Below are 7,162 nucleotides of genomic sequence, written 5' to 3'. Positions count from 1 at the left end.
TGTTGAACGTCAGGCTCGCGAAGCCGAGCAGCTGGATGTAATGCGAGCGGCGGCCCCGCCAGCCCCCGGTGGCGCGGGCGTGCAGGTAGCAGGCGTACAGCACCCAGGTGATGAACGCCCAGGTCTCCACCGGGTCCCAGCCCCAGTAGCGGCCCCAGGCCTGGTCCGCCCAGATGGCCCCGGCGATGACGCCGAACGTCCAGACCGGGAACCCGAACACCACGGTCCGGTAGGTCAGCTTGTCCAGTTGCGCCGGCGAAGGGATCCGCGCGAGCAGCCCGTTGCCCGGCTGCGCCTTCCCGGCCGCGACCCGCGCACGGTAGCGGTCGGTGACGAGGTACATGACCCCGAGCACCGCGGCGACGAAGAAGATGCCTGTCGCCAGCGTCATGGCGGTCACGTGGATGCTCAGCCAGTACGACTGCAGCGCGGGCACCAGCGGGCCTGCGGCCGTGTAGATGACCGTCTCGGCGAGCCCGAGCGCCACGACCACTGCGCCCATCACGAACACGCCCAGCGCCCACGCCCGGTACCGCACCATGACATAGCAGAAGAAGATCGCGGCCACGCAGGTCAGCGCCGTTACGAACTCGTACATGTTGCCCCACGGCGTGCGGTGCACCGCGAAGCCCCTGGTGACGACCGCCACCACGTGCAAAAGGATGCCGAGCGCGCTGAACGCCACCGCGGCCCGCACCCAGGGGCCTGCCTCCCAGATGGCGCGCAGCGCCGGCACCTGCCGCGCGGGCAGCACCGCGTCACCAGAACCGGCGTCACCAGAACCGGCGTCACCAGAACCGGTACCGCCAGTACCCGCACCCGCCGGGACTGCCTGCGCTTTATCCGCCACGCCCGATGCTTCCGCCGCCCCGGCGCTCGCACCCAGGGCCGTACCCTGGGCCGCACCTACCGTCGCGAGCTGCGCAGCACGCTCGCCGGAGGTGACGGCGGCGCCCGCGACCGTCGCCCGGCGCGGCCGGCCGAAGGCGAAGTCGCCCGCGAACCCGATCACCGCGAGCGAGTAGATGACGATGGCCGCGACGAGGAAGTCGCCGCTGACCTGCGCCAAGCCTAGGTTTACCGACACGAGCCTCACGCTCCTGCTTCTGACTGGTTGTTAGGCTCAGGTTTCTGCTGGGCGGCGAGTTCCGCGGCCAGCTCGGCGAACTCCTCCTCGAAGCCGCCGCTGGCGTCGGTGCGCGCCAGGCCGCCGACCGTCACCACGGAGCCGCTGCCGGAAGCGGCAGGCACCGCCCGCACGAACACCCGCCGGCGCCGCACGAGGAACGACACCAGCAGGCCGCCGAGCGCGAGCATCCCGCACACGAGCGCGGGTACCTGACCCGGGTCGTAGGTGATCGCCAGCGACACCCACTGCTTGACCCCGACGAACGTGATCGCCCCGCGCCCGCCGGGCAGCGTCCACGTCTGCCCGGGCAGCATCAGCCGCGGCGACCCGGAGATCTTCGCCATCCCCGCCGTGTTCAGCTGGTAGACCGACTGCGAGATCCCCGAGTTCATGCCGAGGTTGCCCGAGTAGCCGATCAGTGACACGGCGGGAAAGTCGGGCGCGGGGAACGCCGACTCGAGCGTGCCACCGACCGACACCGCGGTCGGCACGAACACGCCCATGAAGCCGAGCGAGGCGTCCGAGGCCTTGACCACCCCGTCGGAGAGGAACGTCCCGGTGTTAGCCGGGATGAACGGCGTCGCCTCGTCGTAGGCCACGTTCCCGTGGGAGTCCGTCACCCGGAACACCGGCGCGTACCCGTGCCCGATCAGGTACACCCTCGCGGAATCCACCGACAGCGGGTCGTTGATCCTGATGTTGTACGTCCGCGACGGGGCGCCTGGCGACGGGGAGTAGGTGACGGAGGCATTGAAGTCCGAAGGCTGCCCACGCGAGTCCCCCGAGGTCAGGTAGCTCGCCGAGAAACGATCCAGCGTCAGCGAGAACGGCGCCAGGTCCGACCCGCTGACCAGACGCCCGGGGTGGAACTCGTCCAGCGCGGGCATCGTGTCGGAGAACGCCTGCCCCTCGACCAGCAGCTTGTCTGCCTTGTAGCCGAACAGCCCGCCGAGAGCGATTGACACGAGGACCCCGAGCAGCGCGAGGTGGAACAGCAGGTTGCCGGCCTCGCGCAGGTAGCCCTTCTCCGCCGATACCCAGTGGCCGCTGTCACCGGAGGCGGGGCGCCGCAGCCGGAACCGCTGCCCGCCGAGCATCGCGGCGGCCGCGTCCACGGCAGCCCCCGGCGGCAGTGATGACGGGAACGACGCCGAGTGCGGCAGCCGTCCCAGGTTCCGCGGCGCGCGCGGCGGCGGCGTCCGCGCGGAGCCGGCCAGCTTGAACGTCCGCGGCACTACGCACCCGACCAGCGATGTGAACAGCAGCAGGTAGATCGCCGCGAACCACGGCGCGGCGAACACGTTGAACAGCCCGAGGTGGTTCAGCCACGGCGCGAGCGCGGGGTGCGAGGCGTAGTACTGCTGCACCGCGGCGGGGTCGGCCCCCTGCTGCGGCAGCACCGATCCGGGCACCGACCCGAGCGCGAGCAGGAACAGCAGCACCAGCGCGGTCCGCATGGAGGTGAGCTGCCGCCATCCCCAGCGCAGCCAGCCGGCGGACGGTCCCGTCCCCGTGCCGGCCGGCGTCGCGTCGGGATCTGTTCCCGTTATCCCGAACGAGACCGTCTCTTCGCCCTCGGCCGCCGCCTGCTCCCGCGGGGTGTGTACGTCGGTCATCGGCTCGCCGTCACGTCGTTCAGGATCGTCGTCATTGACTGGTAGCTGATCTTGCCGATCACCAGGCCCGCGATGTGCCCGGTCTGGTCGATCACGACCGTGGTGGGCGTGTAACCGACCGACGCCACCCGGCTGAAGTCCTGGACGATGGAGTAGCTCGCGTCGTTCACGCTCGGATAGCCGATGCCGATGTCGCGGGTGAAGGCGAGCGCGTTCGCGGTGGTGTCCCCCACGTCGTCGCCGAGGAACGAGACGCCCTTCGAGCGGTACTGCTGCGACAGCACCGCGAGCGTTGGCCCCTCCGCGCGGCACGGCGCGCACCACGAGCCCCAGAAGTTCAGCACGACCACCTTGCCGCGGTAGCTGGCCAGCCGGATCGGTGTCCCGGTGAGCGACGTCCCGGTGAAGTCGGGCGCCAGCGCGCGGTGTCCGGCCGCGTACACCTGCTGGCTGTTGTCGCCACCGACGTAGGTGACGCCGCTGGCCTGCCCGCTCCTTTCGGTCAGCGTGACCACGAGCGCGCCAGCCAGCAGCACGGCGGCAACGGACGCCATAGTGACGACCGTCCGGCGCTTGGCTCTGAACACCGGCGGTTCCTTACGGTCTCCTACAGGGGGTAGTACCCGGTCTATTGTGCCCTATCGGGGTCGGCAACCTGCCGCCGGGGCGGCACGGCGTAAGAAACGCCGGTGAGCTGGTCCCCGTCGAAGGTGAAGCTGGTGACCGAGCCGAGGGCGCACTGCCTGGCCTTCGGGTTGTGCCATAGACGCCTGTGCTCGGCGGCGAGCCGGCTGACCCAGATCGGCAGCTGATGGCTGACGCAGATCGCCTCCTTGCCGCGGGCGGCTTCCCTCGCCTGGGCCATGGCTTCCTGCATCCTGGCCACGACCTCCGTGTACGGCTCGCCCCACGACGGCCGGAAGGGGTTCCACAGGTACCGCCAGTTCCCCGGGTTCACCGCGAGCTTGGTGAGCGTCACGGTCCTGCCCTCAAGCACGTTCGCCGACTCGATCAGCCGGTCGCTGGTGACGATCTCAAGCCCCAGCCGCTCGGCCACCGGGGCCGCGGTCTCCTGCGCGCGCTCGAGCGGCGAGGCGAAGATCGCGGCGACCGGGCGGCCGTCGAAGAAGTCAGCGGCGGCGGCGGCCATCATCCGCCCGTTCGCCGACAGGTGGTAGCCGGGCAGGCACCCGTACAGGACGCCGTCCGGGTTATGCACTTCACCGTGCCTGAGCAGGTGCACGACAGTGGTCTCGGCCATGGCCCCGCCAGCTTACCGGTTCACCAGAGCGCGCTGGCGGCGGCTCGCGCGGCAGCCGGGAGGGCGTCGGCGATGCGGGACAGCGCGTGCTCGTCGTGCACGGCGGAGACGAACCACGCTTCGAAGGCCGACGGCGGCAGATAGACGCCGCCATCGAGCATCGCGTGGAAGAACGCCGCGTAGGCGGCGGTGGACTGCGCCTTGGCATCGGCGAAGTTCCGTACCGGTTCCGTGCGGCCGAGGAAGACGGTGAATAGGTTCCCCGCCGTGGACAGGCAGTGCGGCACCCCCTCCTTGTCCAGCACCGCCGACACCTGTGCCGACAGCGTGCTGGCGAAGGAGTCGACCGCTTCGTACACCGCAGGCGTGCAGGCGCGCAGCGTGGCCAGGCCGGCCGCCGTCGCCAGCGGGTTGCCCGACAGCGTGCCCGCCTGGTAGACGGGCCCGACGGGAGCGAGCCGCTGCATCACCTCCGCGCGGCCGCCGAACGCCGCGCACGGCAGCCCGCCGCCCATCACCTTGCCGAACGTCACGAGGTCCCCTGGCACGCCGTCCACCCCGTACCATCCGGACGGGGACACCCGGAATCCGGTGAGCACCTCGTCCATGATCAGCAGCGCGCCCGCGCCGTCGCACAGCGAGCGGAGCAGCTCGTTGAACCCGGCCGCGGGCGGCACCACGCCCATGTTCGCCGGGCAGGCCTCGGTAATGACGCAGGCGATCTCGTCGCCGCGGGCGGCGAACAGCGCCCGGACGGCGTCCGCGTCGTTGTACGGCAGCACGACCGTGTCGGCGGCCGACGCGCCTGTCACCCCCGGCGTGTCAGGCAGGCCGAACGTCGCGACCCCCGACCCGGCGGCGACCAGCAGCGCGTCGACGTGGCCGTGGTAGCACCCGGCGAACTTCACCACTAGCGACCGGCCGGTGTAGCCGCGGGCCAGGCGCAGCGCGGACATCGTCGCCTCGGTGCCGGAGTTGACCAGCCGGACCTGCTCGACAGGGGTTCGCGCGATGATCTCCGCCGCAAGCTCGACCTCGCCGGCTGTGGCCGCGCCGAACGACGTCCCGTTCGCCAGCGCCCTCGACACCGCGGTGACGACCGCCGGGTGCGCGTGCCCGAGGATCATCGGCCCCCAGGAGCAGACCAGGTCAACGTACTCCCTGCCGTCCACGTCGAACAGGTACGGGCCAAGACCCCGCTCGATGAACCGGGGTGTCCCGCCCACCGGGCCGAACGCCCGGACCGGGGAGTTGACGCCGCCCGGGGTTACCTCAAGCGCGCGGGCGAACAGTTCGGCGGAGCGGTCGGTCATGGCTAGCTGCCTTCTTCCTCGCAGGCGTCAACCAGGAACTCGAGCAGGCGCAGCGCGTCAGGCAGCGGCTGTCCCGCGGGCTGCCGCGCCCAGCGTACGTCCTGGCCGTCGCCGTACCGGGACGGCGGGGCGAGCACGTAACTGTCCCGGCAGTGCCAGCGCAGCACCTCCGTCTGGGCGGACGTGTCCGGCGAGGAGTCCAGCCCGCAGGACCACCATTCGGCCTCGTCGGCTGGCGCGCCCCTGGTCGCCACGAAGAACAGCATCCGCTCCCCGCCCTGGACGGCGACCGGCCCGGTCGGCACGCCGGCCGCCGCCATCGCCGACAGCGCCGTCGCGCCGGCGACTGCCGGCACGTCCAGAACGTCAAAAACCCGCCCGGTGACGAGTATCACGTTCGCCTCCGGACGGGCTTCCCACCACTGCCTGATCGTCTCGCCGTCCACCGTCGCCTGCATTTGCCAGGTCGGCGACACCGGATGGGCCCCGGGCGCCGGGCACCCCACCCGGTCGCAGGAGCACGCCCGGCCCGGTTCCGGCGTCCCGTCAAGGCCGCGGCTCGGGTGCGCTCCCGGGCATACGGGCCAGCCCATCTCGGCGTACTCCAGGGCAGCCGTGTCCGTTGCCGGTGCCTGTCGTTCCCCCCGGCGACGGCCTCGTCGCCGCATCATCGTCACCATGCCCTGCACTTCCTCGTCGTCCGCCCCCACCGACGCCGGGTACGCCAAAGCACCCGGGTCGTGCCGTGCTGTGGGATACGCGAACTCTACTCGGTGCGCTAGCGGAGCCGTTGGGCGACCTCGGTAGCCCAGTAGGTCAAGATGACGCTCGCGCCCGCCCGGCGGATCGCGGTGAGGGTTTCCATGATCGCCTTGTCGCGGTCCAGCCAGCCGTTCGCCGCCGCGGCCTCGACCATCGCGAACTCGCCGCTGACCTGGTAAGCGGCGACCGGCACCAGGACCGTGTCCGCGACTCGGCGGATGACGTCGAGGTAGCTCAGCGCGGGCTTGACCATCACCATGTCCGCGCCCTCGGCGAGGTCGAGTTCGACCTCCTTGAGCGCTTCGAGCGCGTTGGCGGGGTCCTGCTGGTGGGTGGCACGGTCGCCGAACTTCGGCGCGCCCTCGGCCGCCTCGCGGAATGGCCCGTAAAACGCCGACGCGTACTTGGCCGAGTACGCGCAGACCGGGATGTTAGTGAAGCCGGCCCGGTCCAGCGCCTTCCTGATGACGCCCACCTGGCCGTCCATCATGCCGCTCGGGGCGACCATGTGCGCGCCGGCCTGGGCCTGGGCGATGGCGGTGCTCGCGTAGCGCTCGAGCGTCGCGTCGTTGTCCACGTAGCCGTCGGCGGTGACGATGCCGCAGTGGCCGTGATCGGTGTACTCGCACAGGCAGAGGTCCGCCATGACGACCAGGTCGTCACCGGTCTCCGCCCTGATGTCGGCGATCGCGACCTGGGAGATCCCGTCCGGGTCGTCCGCGGCGCTGCCGCGCTCGTCCTTGGCCGCGGGGACGCCGAACACGATGATGCCGCCCACTCCGGCCCCGGCCGCCTCGGCGGCGGCCTTCCGCAGGCTGTCCCTGGTGTGCTGCACGACGCCTGGCATCGAGCCGATCGGCACCGGCTCGGTGATGCCTTCCTTGATGAACACTGGCAGGACGAGCTCCGCGGGGCGCAACGCCGTCTCGGCCACCATGGCGCGCAGCGCCCGCGTGCCGCGCAGCCGCCGCGGCCGCAGCTCAGGGAACCCAGCGGTCATGACCCTCTCCTATCAAGCGGCGGCGCCTGCCTAGCGGAGACGACGACGGGCGCCGCGGCGGCGCTCGCTCGGGCGGCGCAG

The 7,162-nt window shown here is 71.3% G+C and carries 7 protein-coding genes; all 7 read right to left on the bottom strand.

Going from position 1 to position 7,162, the window contains the following annotated elements; genetic code table 11:
* Positions 1-1,087, bottom strand: a 1,087-nt coding sequence (gene ccsB / locus WA805_RS20540; RefSeq protein WP_425243135.1) for a c-type cytochrome biogenesis protein CcsB, incomplete at its 3' end; no start/stop codon positions are given.
* A gap of 5 nt (positions 1,088-1,092) precedes the next feature.
* Entirely contained in the window at positions 1,093-2,745 is a 1,653-nt protein-coding gene (gene resB, locus WA805_RS20535; RefSeq protein ID WP_425243134.1) for a cytochrome c biogenesis protein ResB, read from the bottom strand.
* A complete protein-coding gene (locus tag WA805_RS20530) occupies positions 2,742-3,332 on the bottom strand; it encodes a TlpA family protein disulfide reductase (RefSeq protein ID WP_425243133.1) in 591 nt (196 codons plus the stop codon). The genes resB and WA805_RS20530 overlap by 4 nt, the downstream gene beginning before the upstream one ends.
* A gap of 41 nt (positions 3,333-3,373) precedes the next feature.
* The gene (locus tag WA805_RS20525) at positions 3,374-4,006 is read right to left on the bottom strand and encodes a histidine phosphatase family protein (RefSeq protein ID WP_422286701.1); all 633 of its coding nucleotides are present in this window, start codon (positions 4,004-4,006) and stop codon (positions 3,374-3,376) included.
* A 20-nt stretch (positions 4,007-4,026) separates the two neighbouring features.
* Positions 4,027-5,319, bottom strand: coding sequence for a glutamate-1-semialdehyde 2,1-aminomutase (hemL, locus tag WA805_RS20520; protein WP_422286706.1), 1,293 nt, complete (start codon positions 5,317-5,319; stop codon positions 4,027-4,029).
* 2 nt (positions 5,320-5,321) lie between these two features.
* A complete protein-coding gene (locus tag WA805_RS20515) occupies positions 5,322-5,999 on the bottom strand; it encodes a bifunctional DNA primase/polymerase (RefSeq protein ID WP_422274903.1) in 678 nt (225 codons plus the stop codon).
* A 98-nt stretch (positions 6,000-6,097) separates the two neighbouring features.
* On the bottom strand, positions 6,098-7,081 hold the full coding sequence (gene hemB / locus WA805_RS20510; protein ID WP_425243132.1) for a porphobilinogen synthase: 984 nt from the start codon (positions 7,079-7,081) through the stop codon (positions 6,098-6,100).
* Positions 7,082-7,162 lie beyond the last annotated feature (81 nt).

Source organism: Trebonia sp., assembly GCF_049794275.1.
Taxonomy (GTDB): Bacteria; Actinomycetota; Actinomycetes; order Streptosporangiales; family Streptosporangiaceae; genus Trebonia.
This window is presented reverse-complemented; position numbering and strand designations above follow the sequence as displayed.